The sequence below is a fragment of the Dryocola sp. LX212 genome, assembly GCA_041504365.1.
GTDB lineage: Bacteria > Pseudomonadota > Gammaproteobacteria > Enterobacterales > Enterobacteriaceae > Dryocola.
Genome location: CP167917.1, coordinates 1385591 through 1400602 on the forward strand (window position 1 = coordinate 1385591; position 15012 = coordinate 1400602).

14 protein-coding genes, 2 tRNA genes and 2 other RNA genes are annotated in these 15012 nt (G+C 53.7%); 11 read left to right on the plus strand and 7 right to left on the minus strand.

Going from position 1 to position 15012, the window contains the following annotated elements; genetic code table 11:
* The first annotated feature begins 29 nt into the window (after positions 1-29).
* The 10 genes from tolA (at position 30) to pnuC (ending at position 6590) form a co-directional block, all read left to right on the plus strand.
* Entirely contained in the window at positions 30-1217 is a 1188-nt protein-coding gene (gene tolA / locus ACA108_06575) for a cell envelope integrity protein TolA (protein ID XEX97174.1), read from the plus strand.
* Between the two features lie 128 nt (positions 1218-1345).
* A complete protein-coding gene (gene tolB, locus ACA108_06580) occupies positions 1346-2638 on the plus strand; it encodes a Tol-Pal system beta propeller repeat protein TolB (protein XEX98036.1) in 1293 nt (430 codons plus the stop codon).
* A 25-nt stretch (positions 2639-2663) separates the two neighbouring features.
* Entirely contained in the window at positions 2664-3185 is a 522-nt protein-coding gene (gene pal / locus ACA108_06585) for a peptidoglycan-associated lipoprotein Pal (protein ID XEX97175.1), read from the plus strand.
* A 9-nt stretch (positions 3186-3194) separates the two neighbouring features.
* Positions 3195-3986 carry a cell division protein CpoB gene (gene cpoB, locus ACA108_06590; GenBank protein ID XEX97176.1) on the plus strand — a complete coding sequence of 264 codons (792 nt, stop codon included), beginning with the start codon at positions 3195-3197 and terminating at the stop codon, positions 3984-3986.
* A gap of 163 nt (positions 3987-4149) precedes the next feature.
* Positions 4150-4225, plus strand: a tRNA-Lys gene (locus ACA108_06595).
* Between the two features lie 15 nt (positions 4226-4240).
* A non-coding RNA gene (locus tag ACA108_06600) (RtT sRNA) lies at positions 4241-4364 on the plus strand.
* A gap of 35 nt (positions 4365-4399) precedes the next feature.
* A tRNA-Lys gene (locus tag ACA108_06605) sits at positions 4400-4475 on the plus strand.
* Positions 4476-4489: 14 nt separating this feature from the next.
* Positions 4490-4613: non-coding RNA, RtT sRNA (locus ACA108_06610), on the plus strand.
* A 175-nt stretch (positions 4614-4788) separates the two neighbouring features.
* On the plus strand, positions 4789-5850 hold the full coding sequence (gene nadA / locus ACA108_06615) for a quinolinate synthase NadA (GenBank protein ID XEX97177.1): 1062 nt from the start codon (positions 4789-4791) through the stop codon (positions 5848-5850).
* Positions 5851-5873: 23 nt separating this feature from the next.
* Complete coding sequence (gene pnuC / locus ACA108_06620) at positions 5874-6590, plus strand: nicotinamide riboside transporter PnuC (GenBank protein XEX97178.1); 717 nt, start codon at positions 5874-5876, stop codon at positions 6588-6590.
* Here pnuC and zitB read toward each other — a convergent pair whose 3' ends face one another.
* On the minus strand, positions 6591-7520 hold the full coding sequence (gene zitB, locus ACA108_06625; protein ID XEX97179.1) for a CDF family zinc transporter ZitB: 930 nt from the start codon (positions 7518-7520) through the stop codon (positions 6591-6593).
* 282 nt (positions 7521-7802) lie between these two features.
* Positions 7803-8171, minus strand: coding sequence for a YbgS-like family protein (locus ACA108_06630; protein XEX97180.1), 369 nt, complete (start codon positions 8169-8171; stop codon positions 7803-7805).
* Between the two features lie 323 nt (positions 8172-8494).
* Here ACA108_06630 and aroG point away from each other — a divergent pair, with 323 nt between their 5' ends.
* Positions 8495-9547 (plus strand): 3-deoxy-7-phosphoheptulonate synthase AroG, encoded by a 1053-nt coding sequence (gene aroG / locus ACA108_06635; protein XEX97181.1) that lies wholly within the window; start codon positions 8495-8497, stop codon positions 9545-9547.
* Between the two features lie 60 nt (positions 9548-9607).
* Here aroG and gpmA read toward each other — a convergent pair whose 3' ends face one another.
* The 5 genes from gpmA to galE form a co-directional block, all read right to left on the minus strand.
* A complete protein-coding gene (gene gpmA, locus ACA108_06640; GenBank protein XEX97182.1) occupies positions 9608-10360 on the minus strand; it encodes a 2,3-diphosphoglycerate-dependent phosphoglycerate mutase in 753 nt (250 codons plus the stop codon).
* A 208-nt stretch (positions 10361-10568) separates the two neighbouring features.
* Complete coding sequence (gene galM, locus ACA108_06645) at positions 10569-11609, minus strand: galactose-1-epimerase (protein XEX97183.1); 1041 nt, start codon at positions 11607-11609, stop codon at positions 10569-10571.
* The gene (gene galK, locus ACA108_06650) at positions 11603-12751 is read right to left on the minus strand and encodes a galactokinase (GenBank protein ID XEX97184.1); all 1149 of its coding nucleotides are present in this window, start codon (positions 12749-12751) and stop codon (positions 11603-11605) included. The genes galM and galK overlap by 7 nt, the downstream gene beginning before the upstream one ends.
* Positions 12752-12753: 2 nt before the next feature.
* Complete coding sequence (gene galT, locus ACA108_06655) at positions 12754-13800, minus strand: galactose-1-phosphate uridylyltransferase (GenBank protein ID XEX97185.1); 1047 nt, start codon at positions 13798-13800, stop codon at positions 12754-12756.
* A 9-nt stretch (positions 13801-13809) separates the two neighbouring features.
* On the minus strand, positions 13810-14826 hold the full coding sequence (gene galE / locus ACA108_06660; GenBank protein XEX97186.1) for a UDP-glucose 4-epimerase GalE: 1017 nt from the start codon (positions 14824-14826) through the stop codon (positions 13810-13812).
* Between the last annotated feature and the right edge of the window lie 186 nt (positions 14827-15012).

A 15012-nucleotide genomic window follows, 5' to 3' on the forward strand; every position in this document is an offset into this window, starting at 1 on the left:
CTCGCGATAGCTATATTTGGGAACCGAGAGTGTCAAAGGCAACCGCAGAAAACGATAAGCTTAAACGCGCAATAATCGTCTCAGTGATTCTGCATATCATCCTGATTGCGATCCTGATATGGAGCTCGTTTGACGAACACATTGACGCCAGTGCTGGTGGCGGTGGTGGTTCGGCTATTGACGCTGTCATGGTCGACCCTGGCGCCGTAGTGCAGCAATACAATCGCCAGCAGCAGCAGCAGGCGAGCAGTAAACGTGCGGCAGAGCAGCGTGAAAAGCAGGCGCAGCAGCAGGCTGAAGAGCTGCAGGAGAAACAGGCCGCTGAGCAGCAGCGTCTGAAAGCCCTGGAGAAAGAACGCCTCGAAGCGCAGGAACAAGCGAAACAGCAGGCCGACCAGCAGAAACAGGCTCAGGAAGCAGCAAAAGAAGCTCAGGAACAGCAGAAGCAAGCGGAAGCCGCAGCGGCAAAAGCCAAAGCAGAGGCTAAAGCCCAGGCTGATGCTCAGGCAAAAGCTGCCGCAGATGCGCAGAAAAAAGCTGCGGAGGAAGCTGCAAAGAAAGCCGCTGCCGCAGAGAAAAAAGTAGCCGCCGCCGAAGCAGCCGCTGCGGCCAAAAAGGCCCAGCAGGATGCTGAGAAGAAAGCGGCTGCTGAAGCCGCGAAAAAAGAGGCCGCTGCTGAAAAAGCAGCTTCAGAAAAAGCAGCTTCAGAAAAAGCAGCTGCCGAAAAGGCTGCCGCGGCAAAAGCTGCCGCAGATAAAAAAGCGGCTGCGGATGCGAAGAAAAAGGCTGCTGCAGAGAAAGCTGCTGCCGATAAAGCAGCGACTGAAGGCGTAGACGATCTTTTTGGTGACCTCAGCTCAGGTAAGAATGCACCGAAAACGGGGGGTGGGGCGAAAGGTAATGCCGCAGCCGCTGCCGGAAAAGGGAATACTAAGAATAATGGCGCATCTGGTGCCGAGATCAGTGGTTATGCAGGTCAGATAAAGGCAGCGATCGAAAGTAAGTTTTATAATGATCCTTCGTTTGCCGGTAAGATCTGTTCATTACGCATCAAACTGGCTCCTGATGGCTTACTGCTGGATATCAAATCAGAGGGGGGGGACCCGGCGCTTTGTCAGGCGGCTATAGCAGCCGCGCGGCTGGCAAAGATACCGAAGCCACCGAGCCAGGACGTGTATGAAGTATTCAAAAACGCGCCGATTGACTTCAAACCTTAATAGCCTTCCCGGAAGCGGACAGAAATGATGAAGTGCTATATAAAAGGGTTTTGATAGTTTTGTGTATTTGAGTTTGTTAAAATTCTGCTAAATTATCGTGGGCTTTGGGTCCGGATAAGGGAGATATGATGAAGCAGGCATTTCGAGTAGCATTAAGTTTTTTGATGCTGTGGGCAGCCGTGCTGCACGCAGAAGTTCGTATTGAAATCACACAAGGTGTGGACTCAGCACGACCTATTGGTGTTGCACCCTTTAAATGGGCAGGCCCTGGTGCGGCGCCTGAAGACGTTGGCGGCATTGTTGCCGCTGACTTACGCAACAGCGGCAAGTTCAATCCGCTGGATCGCTCCCGTCTCCCGCAGCAGCCTGGTTCCGCTCAGGAAGTGCAGCCGGCCGCCTGGACCGCTCTGGGGATTGATGCCGTCGTTGTCGGCCAGGTTACGCCAAACGGTGACGGTAGTTATACCGTGGCTTACCAGCTGGTTGATACGTCTGGCGCGCCGGGCACGGTGCTGGCTCAGAACTCCTACAAGGTTAATAAGCAGTGGCTGCGCTACGCCGGTCACACCGCCAGTGATGAAGTATTTGAAAAACTGACGGGTATCAAAGGCGCATTCCGTACTCGTATCGCTTACGTAGTGCAGACTAACGGCGGTCAGTTCCCTTACGAACTGCGTGTTTCTGATTACGATGGCTACAACCAGTTTGTGGTTCACCGTTCTCCGCAGCCGCTGATGTCTCCGTCCTGGTCTCCAGACGGCAGCAAGCTGGCTTACGTAACGTTTGAAAGCGGTCGTTCGGCGTTGGTCATTCAGACGCTGGCAAACGGCGCCGTGCGCCAGGTGGCTTCGTTCCCTCGCCACAACGGTGCGCCGTCGTTCTCTCCAGACGGGACTAAACTGGCCTTTGCGCTGTCCAAGACCGGTAGTCTGAACTTGTACGTGATGGATATTGGCTCCGGCCAGATTCGTCAGGTTACCGACGGACGCAGCAACAACACTGAACCAAGCTGGTTCCCGGATAGCCAGAACCTGGCCTATACCTCCGATCAGGCTGGACGTCCGCAGATTTACAAAATTAATATCAACGGCGGTGCCCCGCAGCGTCTGTCCTGGGAAGGTGGCCAGAACCAGAATGCTGATGTAAGTACCGACGGGAAGTTTATGGTAATGGTGAGCTCCGCAAGCGGGCAGCAGCACATTGCCAAACAGGATCTGGTAGCGGGTGGCGTACAAACTTTATCGTCAACGTTGCTGGATGAAACGCCAAGTCTGGCACCTAACGGCACTATGGTAATCTACAGCTCTTCTCAGGGGATGGGATCCGTGCTGAATCTGGTCTCAACAGATGGGCGTTTCAAAGCGCGTCTTCCGGCAACTGATGGTCAGGTGAAATCACCTGCCTGGTCGCCGTATCTGTGATAATAAAATCTAAAGGATCAAAGAAATGCAACTGAACAAAGTGCTGAAAGGGCTGATGATTGCTCTGCCTGTTATGGCTGTCGCGGCATGTTCTTCTAACAAGAACGCGAGCAACGAGAGCGGTGAGGGCATGCTGGGTGCCGGCACTGGTATGGACGCTAACGGTCAAGGCGGTAACATGTCTTCCGAAGAGCAGGCACGTCTGCAAATGCAACAGCTGCAGCAGAACAACATCGTTTACTTCGGTCTGGACAAGTACGATGTGAGCTCTGAATTCGCTGCAATGCTGGATGCACACGCTAACTTCCTGCGTAGCAACCCATCTTACAAAGTGACCGTAGAAGGTCATGCGGACGAACGTGGTACCCCGGAATACAACATCTCCCTGGGCGAGCGTCGTGCTACTGCCGTTAAGATGTATCTGCAGGGTAAAGGCGTTTCTGCAGATCAGATCTCCATCGTTTCTTACGGTAAAGAAAAACCTGCAGTACTGGGCCATGACGATTCGGCGTATGCCAAAAACCGTCGTGCCGTACTGGTTTACTAAGAGAATTGCATGAGCAGTAACTTCAGACATCACTTGTTGAGTCTGTCGTTACTGGTTGGCATAGCGGCCCCCTGGGCCGCTTTTGCTCAGGCGCCAATCAGTAGTGTCGGCTCAGGCTCGGTCGAAGACCGTGTCACTCAACTCGAGCGTATTTCTAACGCTCACAGTCAGCTTTTAACCCAACTCCAGCAACAGCTCTCCGATAATCAACGTGATATTGATTCCCTGCGCGGTCAGATTCAGGAAAACCAGTATCAGCTTAATCAGGTTGTTGAGCGACAGAAGCAGATTCTGCTGCAGATAGAGGGCCTCAGCAACGGCGGTACCGCAGCGGGTCAGGCTAGCGGCGGCGAACAAGGTGCTGCTCCGGCAACGCCCGATGCGAGTGCGTCCACTGGCGCCCCTGCTGCTGCTCCTGTGCAGGGTGGAGACGCAAACAGCGACTACAATGCGGCTATCGCCCTGGTGCAGGATAAATCTCGCCAGGATGAAGCTATGGTTGCTTTCCAGAACTTTGTGAAAAAGTATCCGGATTCAACTTACCAGCCTAATGCGAATTACTGGCTGGGTCAGTTGAACTACAACAAAGGGAAAAAGGATGATGCGGCCTATTATTTTGCCTTTGTGGTAAAAAATTATCCGAAATCTCCTAAAGCTCCGGACGCAATGTACAAGGTCGGTCTGATCATGCAGGACAAAGGCGACACCGCGAAAGCAAAAGCCGTGTACCAGCAGGTGATCAAACAGTTCCCAAATACCGATGGGGCAAAGCAGGCGCAAAAGCGTCTGGATGCGATGTAATGCTTGCGGCCTGGCCAGATTTCGTTGTTTTTCTGGTCTTGCCGCGCGATTACTAAGCAGTTGAGAAAATTGTTCAAAATTGTTGTTGCGTCAAAATCTTAAATCAGTAATATATGCCGCCGTTGCCGGGGGATAAGAAACAAACCGGAAATGACACGAAAATGGGTCGTTAGCTCAGTTGGTAGAGCAGTTGACTTTTAATCAATTGGTCGCAGGTTCGAATCCTGCACGACCCACCATTTTCAAATTGAAATACGATTAGTGAATCGTGAAGGGTTTGAACCAGCAGCAGGTTCGAGTGGAGCGAAGCGACACAGCGTTGCATAGCAACGACCCGAAGGGTGAGGCCAAAGCCGAGTCATCCTGCACGACCCACCATTTTCGATGTTGTAGTAAGCAGTAACCGCATAGCGGGGGCGTTAGCTCAGTTGGTAGAGCAGTTGACTTTTAATCAATTGGTCGCAGGTTCGAATCCTGCACGCCCCACCATCCTTTAGATGAAATGCATATGTGAAGCGTGAAGGGTTTGAACCTGCAGCAGGTATGAATGTCGCGAAGCGATAGAGCGTTGCGTAGCAACGACCCGAAGGGTGAGGCCAGAGCCAAGTCATCCTGCACGACCTACCAAATTTAGACAAAGGCGCCTCAATGGCGCCTTTGTTGTTTTCTTCTCTAAATTCCCCACGACAAATCATCCATAATTGGCTATCTTGTTTAGCATATAAAACAATCTGCGCTTCGTGTAGCCTGTTGATGGCATAAATGCGCTGATTTTGTTAAGCCTGTAAAACGAGATTGCCTGATGAGCGTGATGTTCGATCCACAAGCAGCGATATATCCCTTCCCTCCAAAGCCGAAGCCACTTAGCGTCGACGAAAAGCAGTACTATCGCGAAAAAATCAAGCGTCTGCTTAAAGAGCGCAATGCGGTGATGGTTGCTCATTACTACACGGATCCTGAAATCCAGTCTCTTGCCGAAGAAACAGGCGGCTGTATATCCGATTCGCTGGAGATGGCGTGCTTCGGGGCAAATCACCCCGCCACGACGCTTTTGGTTGCAGGCGTACGCTTTATGGGTGAGACCGCGAAAATACTCAGCCCGGAAAAAACCATACTGATGCCGACGCTTAACGCCGAGTGCTCGCTCGATCTTGGCTGCCCAATTGACGAGTTCAGCGCCTTCTGCGACCAGCACCCTGACCGTACCGTGGTGGTCTATGCTAATACTTCGGCTGCGGTTAAAGCCCGTGCAGACTGGGTGGTAACCTCAAGCATTGCCGTTGAGCTGATTGAACACCTGGACAGCCTTGGCGAAAAAATTATCTGGGCGCCGGATCGCCATCTTGGCAACTACGTGCAAAAACAGACCGGTGCTGATGTCCTGTGCTGGCAGGGCGCGTGCATCGTACATGACGAGTTTAAAACACAGGCGCTGGCGCGCATGAAGGCACTCCATCCTGATGCTGCCGTGCTGGTGCATCCGGAATCCCCCCAGGCGATAGTCGATATGGCGGACGCGGTGGGGTCCACCAGCCAGCTGATTGCGGCGGCGCAGACTTTGCCTAACCGGCAGCTGATAGTGGCGACCGACCGTGGGATTTTCTATAAAATGCAGCAGGCGTGCCCGGATAAAGAGTTACTGGAAGCGCCGACGGCGGGCGAAGGCGCAACGTGCCGCACCTGTGCTCATTGTCCCTGGATGGCAATGAACGGCCTTAAAGCCATCGCTGAGGGGCTGGAGCAAGGCGGAGCGGCTCACGAGATTCATGTGGACGCCGCGTTGCGTGAGGGGGCTCTGGTGCCGCTTAACCGGATGCTCGACTTTGCTGCGGAAATAAGACGTTCGATTAAAGGCAATGCGTAAGGACATTACGCTCAGGGGAGAATATGGATTTTTTTAGCACGCAGAACATTCTGGTCCACATCCCGATCGGGGCCGGTGGTTACGATTTATCATGGATTGAGGCGATTGGCACGCTGGCAGGGCTGTTGTGCATCTGGCTGGCCAGCCTCGAGAAAATCAGCAACTACGCGTTTGGCCTGGTCAACGTCACGCTGTTTGCCATTATCTTCTTCCAGATACAGCTCTATGCCAGCCTGCTTCTGCAGCTGTTCTTCTTTGCGGCGAATATTTATGGCTGGTACGCATGGTCAAGGCAGACCAACGATAACGAAACGGCCCTGCGCATACGCTGGCTCCCTTTGCCGAAGGCTATCGCATGGCTTGCGGTATGCGTGGGTGCGATTGGCCTGATGACGGTATTCATCGATCCTGTTTTCGCGTTCCTGACCCGTATCGCCGTTAACGCCATGAATGGGCTTGGCATGAGCGTCACAATGCCAGTTCTGCAGCCGGATGCTTTCCCGTTTTGGGATTCGTGCATGATGGTACTGTCCATCGTTGCGATGATTCTGATGACGCGGAAATACGTTGAGAACTGGATCCTTTGGGTGGTGATTAACGTAATAAGCGTGGTGATCTTTGCAAGGCAGGGCGTTTACGCCATGTCGCTGGAGTACTTGCTGCTGACGTTTATCGCTCTGAATGGCAGCAGGATGTGGATCAAAAGCGCACGAGAAAGAGGTTCCCGCGCGCTTTCCTGATCAGTGATGATGAGCATGGCCGCTGTGGCCGTGCTCATTTAAATCGCAGTTCGGCCCTTCGCAGGGCTGATATTCCATCTGCACCGTGGCATGTTCAATCTGGTATTCATGAGCCAGGAAATGGTGTATGCGACCCAGAAGCCCGTCATGGTCGTGCGGTGGGATCACCTGGACGTGCAGCGTCATCAGCGGTTTTTCACCCACTAGCCAGACGTGAACATGGTGGACGTTGCGAACTTCTGGAATACTCCGCGAAAGTTTTCTCTTCAGGGCTTCAATATCGATAGCTACCGGTGCGCCTTCAAGCAGTTCGTTCACGCTCTCTTTCAACAGGCGCCAGGCGCTGCGTAAGACCAGGCAGGAAACCAGTACGGAAAGAATCGGATCGATGGGCGTCCAGCCGGTCCATAGAATCACCAGGGCGGCGATTATCGCCCCTACGGAACCCAGTAAATCCCCCATCACATGCAGTGCGGCAGCGCGAACGTTCAGGTTTTTCTCTTCACTTCCCCGATGCAGGATCCAGAAAGAGGCAATATTTGCCGCAAGCCCGGCAAACGCCACGATTAGCATCATGCCGCCCGCGACCGGCTGGGGCTGATAGAAGCGCTGTATCGCCTCCCAGACTATTAAGACAGTAATCACCACAAGCGCAATGGCGTTCACAAAGGCAGCGAGCGTAGTCAGGCGGAGCCAGCCAAAAGTGTGGCGCGCATTAGGCGGGCGCTGAGCAAACTGAACGGCGACAAGGGCCACCAGCAAAGCGGCGGCATCAGTGAGCATATGCCCGGCGTCGGCCAGCAGCGCCAGGGAGCCGGAAACTAACCCACCAATAACTTCCGCGACCATAAAAAGCGCGGTAATCACGAATGCCCAGAAAAGGCGTCTGACGTTAGAATCCTGAGGAGTATGTGAATGAGAGTGAGCCATGTCTTCCCGCAAGCAAAGTTAGCAATGCGGTAATTATAACCCTTTCTTATTCAACCTCTTGAATATAATCTTATAAAAAAGGAGAGCCTCAGCTCTCCTCAGATTGATGACAACCTTAAAGCGAATGAATTTCGCAAAGATTTCACCGAATAAATGACAAGAAAATCAATTCATTGATTTTCGCCTGCTTAACACAAAGAAGGAAATATCACCCTTTTTCCTTCTTTGTGAGCAAACTAAGGAGAGCCTCAGCTCTCCTGTTGATTACAGTACCGATACAGGTTACTGGGTAGTACCGTCAGTTTTGGTGTCTACGTTGTTCCCGCTGCCGGTTTCAACTTTTTTGTTCATATCCGGACAACGACCGTCTTTACACATGGTGTTTTTATGGATGTCCTCTTTCGACATATTGTCGCCGGTCGTCGCGCCGCTGTTATCGGGGTGCAGCATGGTGCCGGAATTATTCACGTCATTACCATCCACCCCTTTTGGGGCGACATTCTGATGCGCGTCCGGGGCAACCTGACCGGCCTCAGCGCTTGAGTTAGCCTGGCCGTTGTTGTTACTCGCAGACCCAGAGTCAGCAGCCAGAGCTGCACCGCTTGCGACAGAGAGAGTTGCTGTAAAGAAAAGAGTAGCTAATTTATTCATCTTTGTGCTCCTGTTCTGGTCGTTATAGTGCTGGATAACTTCTTCCAACAGTGCAAAAAATATGCTGATTTTATCCGTTAAGACAGAAATTAATATCGGTAACGAATGTGTGATCAGAATACAATTTTGAGAAACTGACTATTTTCAGCGTTAACATTAAAAATTGTAGCCTCGATCTCGCTTTTAGCCATGTTTTGCCGCTTAAAACAACGATTCCAGGAATAATCCGCCAGAAGTGTAAAAGCCCGTTTACACTTCCGGCCCAACGAGATAGATTGAAGGCATTGCTAATCAAATAAATTGTCTAATCCCGCGGAATTATCATGAATTATCAGAACGATGACTTACGAATCAAAGAAATCAACGAGCTCCTGCCACCCGTAGCGCTGTTAGAAAAATTCCCGGCTACAGAAAAAGCAGCTCAGACCGTCTCCCACGCGCGCAGCGCAATCCATAAAATCCTTAAGGGCAACGACGATCGCCTGCTGGTAGTGATTGGACCTTGCTCGATTCACGACATTAATGCGGCAAAAGAGTATGGCGCACGGCTGCTGACGCTGCGTGACGAGCTTAAGGGTGAACTGGAAGTAGTGATGCGCGTCTACTTCGAAAAGCCGCGCACGACCGTGGGCTGGAAAGGGCTGATTAACGATCCGCACATGGACAGCAGCTACCAGATTAACGAAGGACTGCGCATTGCCCGTAAGCTGCTGCTGGATATTAACGACTCTGGCCTGCCGGCGGCGGGAGAATTCCTGGATATGATCACGCCGCAGTACCTTGCGGATTTGATGAGCTGGGGGGCAATCGGCGCACGTACCACTGAATCGCAGGTTCATCGTGAGCTGGCGTCAGGTCTGTCCTGCCCGGTCGGTTTTAAAAACGGCACCGACGGTACTATGAAGGTCGCTATCGACGCCATTAACGCCGCGGGCGCGCCGCACTGTTTCCTGTCCGTTACCAAATGGGGCCATTCCGCTATTGTTAACACCAGCGGTAACGGCGATTGCCATATCATTCTGCGCGGTGGCAAAGAGCCAAACTACAGCGCGGCACACGTTGCTCAGGTGAAGCAAGATTTAACCAAAGCGGGTCTGCCAGCTCAGGTGATGATTGATTTCAGCCACGCCAACAGCAGCAAGCAGTTTAAAAAGCAGATGGAAGTGGGCGAGGACGTTTGCCAGCAGATTTCCGGTGGCGATAAGGCCATTACCGGCGTGATGATTGAGAGCCATCTGGTGGAAGGGAATCAGAGCCTGGAGAGCGGCGAGCCGCTGGTCTACGGCAAAAGCGTTACCGATGCCTGCATCGGCTGGGAAGATACGGAAGTTATTCTGCGTCAACTGGCTGCGGCGGTAAAAGCCCGTCGCGGTTAAGAAGGTCAGCGGCAATAAAAAAGGCGTGGATTGCTCCACGCCTTTTTTACATCTGGCGAATTACTTCGCTTTACCCTGGTTCGCCACGGCCGCGGCTTTTGCTGCGATTTCGTCAGCGTTGCCAAGATAGTAGCGTTTCAGCGGCTTGAAGTTTTCGTCGAATTCATACACCAACGGCACGCCGGTTGGGATATTCAACTCAAGAATTTCTTCTTCGCTCAGGTTATCCAGGAATTTAACCAGCGCGCGCAGGGAGTTACCGTGCGCGGCAACGATGACGCGTTCGCCGCTCTTCATGCGTGGCAGAATGGTTTCGTTCCAGTAAGGGATAACGCGATCGATAGTCAGCGCCAGGCTTTCGGTAGTAGGCAGCTCTTTATCGGTCAGGTTTGCATAACGCGGGTCATGGCCCGGGAAACGCTCGTCGTCACGGGTCAGCTCTGGTGGGGTCACGGCAAAGCCACGACGCCATTGTTTAACCTGCTCGTCACCGTATTTTTCAGCGGTTTCGGCTTTGTTCAGACCCTGCAGCGCGCCGTAGTGACGCTCGTTTAGCTTCCAGGATTTCTCAACCGGCAGCCAGGCCTGGTCCAGTTCGTCAAGGACGTTCCACAGCGTGTGGATGGCACGTTTCAGCACGGAGGTATAAGCAAAATCGAAGGAGTAGCCTTCGTCTTTAAGCAGCTTGCCCGCCGCTTTCGCTTCAGTTTTACCTTTCTCAGACAGATCAACGTCATACCAACCTGTAAAGCGGTTTTCGTTGTTCCACTGGCTTTCGCCGTGGCGAACCAGTACCAGCTTAGTAACAGCCATAGTTAACTCCTTAATAGCCTGCGATTAATGATAACGATTATCATTATATTGCCGACAGATGACCAGCGGCAATCTAAACGTTTAACATAGCGAAAAAGAACGTTAAGTGTAAGGCAGATGTGATGCGGTCGTTATTTTTTATGTTTTTTTGACGAGATATTCAGCAGTCGACGCTGAAAAAGCCCTCTCTGGAGAGAGGGCGAGGGGATCAGGCAGGAATAAACTGATATTCAGTTACGCTGAGGTATTCATCACCCGGCTGTAGCCAGCAGTCCGGCTGCGGCCATTCGGCGTGATTTGGGCTGTCCGGCAAAAATTCGCTTTCCAGCGCCAGGCCCTGGTAAGCCCTGTAGTTACCCTGCTCGCGAGCCGGGGTGCCATCCAGGTAATTCCCGCTATAAAACTGCAACGCCGGAGCGGAGGTATAGACGGTCATCTGAAGCTGATTATCGCTCGACCAGACGTGGGCAGCAGGCTGGTTGACATCACCTTTTGCCCGCAGCAGGAAGGCATGATCGTAACCCTTAACCAGCGCCTGATCGTTGTCGGCCAGGAAATCATCCGCGATGGTTTTCGGAGTACGGAAATCAAAGCTGTTGCCATCCACGCTCTTCAGGCCGGCCTGCGGAATGCCGTTCTCATCCACCGGCAGATAGCTGTCGGCAAACAGCTGAAGGCGATGCTGACGAACATCGTTTTGCGAACCATCGAGGTTGAAGTAAGCATGATTGGTGAGGTTCACCGGGCACGGCTTATCAACCTTAGCGCGGAACTCAATGGCGATTCGGTTATCTTCCGTCAGTGAATAACGGGCCGTGGCGCGAAACTCACCCGGGAAGCCCTGGTCGCCATCTTGTGAGTCCAGCGTATACAGAACTTCCTGCTCGTTCTGGCGAACAATGCGCCAGCGGCGCGTGTCAAAGCCATCCGGCCCGCCGTGCAGCTGATGCTCACCCTGGTTTGGGGTAAGGGCGATTGTTTTCCCGTCGTGCTTCAGCCTGCTGTTGGCTATGCGGTTCGCATAGCGGCCCACCGTTGCGCCAAGATAGGCAGTCTGATTGAGATAGTCTTCCGGCGTTTCACAGCCGAGCAGCGTTTCGCGTACGGTGCCGTCTTTCATCGGGACGCGACATGAAAGCAGCGTTGCGCCCCAGTCCATCATGGTCACCACCATCCCCGAGCTGTTGCGCAGGGTGGAGATACGGAACGGCAGCCCGTCCGGCGCGAGCTGAGGTGTTTCTTTTAGCATTGTCCTGCTCCCTCCGATGCTTTGCAGACGTAAAAGGTCTCTTTGATCCCGGTTTTCGCTTCGTACTGCTCTGCCACGGCCTTTTGAACCGCTGGTACCAGGTCTTCAGGAATAAGCGCCACGATGCAGCCGCCAAAACCGCCGCCGGTCATGCGCACGCCGCCTTTGTCGCCAATCGTCTCTTTCACGATCTCCACCAGCGTATCGATCTGCGGAACGGTGATCTCGAAGTCATCACGCATTGACGCGTGGGAGTCCGCCATCAGCTGACCCATACGCAGCAGATCGCCTTTAGCCAGCGCGTCAGCGGCTTCCACGGTGCGGATGTTTTCAGTCAGCACGTGGCGCACACGTTTCGCGACCACCGGATCAAGTTCGTGAGCAACCTCATTGAATTTAGCCAGTTCAACGTCACGCAGCGCTTTCTGAGAAAAGAAGCGGGCGCCGGTCTCACACTGCTGGCGACGAGTGTTGTACTCGCTGCCCACCAGCGTACGTTTGAAGTTGCTGTTGATGATCACTACCGCCACGCCTTTCGGCATAGAAACGGCTTTAGTCCCAAGCGAACGGCAGTCAATCAGCAGAGCGTGATCTTTCTTGCCCAGCGCGGAGATCAGCTGGTCCATGATGCCGCAGTTGCAGCCAACAAACTGGTTCTCTGCTTCCTGGCCGTTAAGCGCCAGCTGCGCGCCGTCCAGCGACAGATGATAAAGCTGCTGGAACACCTTACCGACGGCCACTTCCAGAGAGGCTGATGAGCTAAGGCCCGCGCCCTGCGGCACGTTGCCGCTGATCACCAGGTCCGCCCCGCCAAAATTTTTGTCGCGCTTCTGCAAGTGTTTAACGACGCCACGCACATAGTTGGACCACTGCTGGGTGTCATGGCTGAGAATGGGCTTATCGAGGGAGAACTCATCAATCTGGTTATCGTAGTCGGCGGCGATGACGCGCACTATGCGGTCGTCACGCTTGCCGCAGCTGATCACGGTCTGGTAATCGATAGCACAGGGCAGCACGAAGCCATCATTGTAGTCGGTATGTTCGCCAATGAGGTTCACGCGACCCGGAGCCTGAATGGACAATGGGGCAGGGTAGCCAAAAGTATCGGCGAAGATCTGCTGGGTTTTATCTTTCAGACTCATGTTTATTCTCCTGACTGGCGAAAGTGAACGTCGGACACGGCACGCAAGCGTTCTGCGGCTTGCTCTGCGGTTAGATCGCGCTGGGTCTCGGCAAGCATTTCGTAGCCGACCATAAATTTACGCACCGTCGCGCTGCGCAGCAGCGGCGGATAGAAATGGGCGTGCAGCTGCCAGTGAGCATTTTCCTCGCCGTTGAACGGCGCGCCGTGCCAGCCCATTGAATACGGGAAGGAAGTCTGGAAAAGGTTGTCATAGCGGCTGGTCAGCTTTTTCAGCGCCAGCGCCAGGTCGCCACTTTGCCCGGCGCTCAAGTCGGTTATGCGCAGAACGTGGGCCTTCGGCAGCAGCAGCGTTTCAAACGGCCAGGCTGCCCAGTAGGGCACCACGGCAAGCCAGTGCTCGGTTTCCACTACGGTGCGGCTGCCGTCTTTCATCTCGCGCTGAACGTAATCCACCAGCATCGGCGATTTCTGTTCCGCAAAATAGTCGCGCTGAAGAACATCTTCACGAGCCACTTCGTTTGGCAGGAAGCTGTTAGCCCAGATCTGACCGTGTGGATGGGGATTCGAACAGCCCATCGCTGCGCCTTTGTTCTCGAACACCTGAACCCACGGGTAGGTTTTACCGAGGTCCGCCGTCTGTTCCTGCCAGGTTTTAACCACTTCTTCGAGCGCAGGCAGCGAAAGCTGCGGCAGCGTCTTGCTGTGGTCAGGAGAGAAGCAGATAACCCGGCTGGTTCCGCGAGCGCTTTCACAGCGCATCAGCGGGTCGGCGCTAGCCGGTGCATCCGGCGTGTCGGTCATCAGCGCAGCAAAATCGTTGGTAAAGACGAAAGTGCCGGTGTACTGCGGGTTTTTGTCGCCGGTGACGCGGGTATTACCCGGGCACAGGAAACAGTCCGGATCGTGTACCGGAAGCACCTCCTGAGAGGGCGTCTCCTGCGCGCCCTGCCATGGACGTTTGGCGCGATGCGGAGAAACCAGAATCCATTGACCCGTTAAAGGGTTATAGCGACGATGTGGATGATCCACCGGGTTAAACTGCTCCATCAGATTTCCTTAGTCCGGATAGCCTTGTGGGTGGCGGGACTGCCAGCGCCAGGTATCATCTGCCATTTCTTGCAGGGTACGGCTGACACGCCAGTTAAGTTCTTTTGCGGCCTTATTGGCATCGGCCCAATATGCGGGCAGGTCGCCATCGCGACGAGGGGCGAAGTGATAATTCACAGGCTTACCGCAGGCTTTGCTGAATGCGTTAATAACGTCCAGCACGCTGCTGCCGATACCTGCGCCCAGATTGTAAATATGCACGCCCGGTTTGCCCTGCAGCGTCTGCATCGCGGCAACGTGGCCGTCGGCCAGATCCATGACGTGAATGTAATCGCGTACGCCTGTGCCATCTTCTGTCGGATAGTCGTTGCCAAACACCGCCAGCGAGTCACGACGTCCAACGGCAACCTGGGCGATATAAGGCATCAGGTTATTTGGAATGCCCTGCGGATCTTCACCCATGTCACCCGATGGATGCGCGCCAACCGGGTTGAAGTAGCGGAGTAGCGCCACGCTCCAGTTCGGCTGGGCCTTTTGCAGGTCCGCCAGAATCTGTTCCACCATCAGCTTGCTGCGGCCATACGGGCTGGCAGGCGTGCCGGTCGGGAAGCTTTCAGCGTAAGGGATTTGCGGCTGGTCGCCATAGACGGTAGCTGAGGAGCTGAAAATGAAGTTGGTGACGTTGGCCGCCCGCATGGCGGAAATCAGGCGCAGCGTGCCGGTAACGTTGTTATCGTAGTATTCCAGCGGCTTGTTTACCGATTCACCCACCGCCTTAAGGCCGGCGAAATGAATAACGGCGTCAATGCGATGGTCATGAAAAATTTCCGCCAGCAGGCCTTCGTCGCGGATATCACCGTCGATAAACAGCGGCTTTTTCCCACCGAGGCGCTCAATGACCGGCAGCACGCTGCGCTTGCTGTTACACAGATTATCCAGAATGACGACGTCGTGGCCGTTTTGCAGCAGCTGTACGCAGGTATGACTGCCAATGTAACCGCTACCACCTGTTACCAGAACTCTCATTTTTCGCTCCATTACGGCTATGGTATGTATTAACCTTAGCATAACAGAGAAGCAAAAAGTGTGACACGGGATAAATTAGTGGAATCGTTTACACTGCCAGTTTCTCAGGGGAATCTGATCGGCAGAAGTAGTATAAAACAAACCGGCGGCGATGTAGCGATGAGGGGAGTCTGAAAGTCATGCAGG